The organism is Microbispora sp. NPDC049125, assembly GCF_040802045.1.
In the GTDB taxonomy this organism is placed as follows: Bacteria; Actinomycetota; Actinomycetes; order Streptosporangiales; family Streptosporangiaceae; genus Microbispora.
Genome location: NZ_JBEZDW010000129.1, coordinates 1 through 1099, shown reverse-complemented (window position 1 = coordinate 1099; position 1099 = coordinate 1). Strand labels below are relative to the sequence as shown.

At 68.6% G+C, this 1099-nt stretch carries 2 protein-coding genes and 1 pseudogene; all 3 read left to right on the top strand.

Features of this window, described 5'->3' with window-relative positions:
* The coding region (locus AB0B72_RS40335; RefSeq protein WP_367745085.1) for a hypothetical protein at positions 1 to 217 on the top strand (217 nt) is incomplete at its 5' end.
* A 19-nt stretch (positions 218 to 236) separates the two neighbouring features.
* Positions 237 to 518: pseudogene (locus AB0B72_RS40330) on the top strand (cellulose binding domain-containing protein); the annotation flags it as partial.
* Between the two features lie 46 nt (positions 519 to 564).
* Positions 565 to 828 carry a cellulose binding domain-containing protein gene (locus AB0B72_RS40325; RefSeq protein WP_367745084.1) on the top strand — a complete coding sequence of 88 codons (264 nt, stop codon included), beginning with the start codon at positions 565 to 567 and terminating at the stop codon, positions 826 to 828.
* Positions 829 to 1099 lie beyond the last annotated feature (271 nt).

The window sequence follows — 1099 nt, the reverse complement described above, 5'->3', positions numbered from 1 at the left end:
CCGACCTCATCGACGGCATCCACCCCACCGCCGGCGGCTACGACAAAATGGCCGCCGCCTGGTACACCGCACTCCAATCCGTCCCCGGCAGCATCAGCCCCAATCCGTCACCGAGTCCCACACCGACGCCGACCCCCACGCCGACCCCCACACCAACGCCGACGCCGACCCCCACACCGACTCCTACGCCGACCCCGACGCCCTCGCCGTCCGGTAGCCGTGGATGTACGGCCACGTACTCCCCTGTGAATGAGTGGCCGGGAGGCTTCCAAGCCTTGATCACCGTCACGGCGGGCAGCTCGGCCATCTCCGGCTGGACCGTCACCTGGCGGTTCGACGACGGCCGCGCGGTCAGCAACGGGTGGAACGCCGCGATCACCACCAGCGGAAACGTGATCACCGCCCGCAATCTGAGCTACAACGGCAGCCTGAACCCCGGTGCGAACGCGTTGTTCGGAATCCTCGGCACCTCGAGCGGCCCCGGCAGCGTGCCCGTCCTGACCTGCACGGCGTCCTGACCCGTACAGCCTCTGACCCCGCACGGCGTCCTGACCCGTAGAGCGTCTGACCTCGCACGGCGTCCTGACACTCGGCGAGGACTGGCCTGAGCCCCCGTGCCGGCGACCTGCCGGCACGGGGGCCACCCCGATCCCGAGCGCAGGCCACAACGGTTGGATTCCGCCCGGCGGCTCAACCAGCTTCGGGTTCCGGGCCGACCACACCGGCAGCGCAGCGAAACCCGCCGCATTCACACTCAACGGAGCCGCATGCACTGTGTCCCTGGCGAAGTCCACCGCGACGCGCCAACTCCTCAATAAGACGCACTGAGCTCGCCGGCATCGGCGTCGCCCACAGTGACGGCACCGGTCACAGCACCGGCGCCGTCACTGTGGGCGTATAGGTGCCGGCGCCACGAAGCGGGATCGCCTCGGCGGCGCCGGCAACCAGAGATGGGCTCGTAGTTAACGACAACGTTAGGGGTGATTGTGAGATTCGCGTTTGGATTATCGGCTGTGGTCTCGGTCAGGCGGTGGGTCGTCTGGGCGGTGGCTGTGGTGGGTGTGTTGGCGTTGTTCCCCGCTGGTGCGGCCAGGGCGGA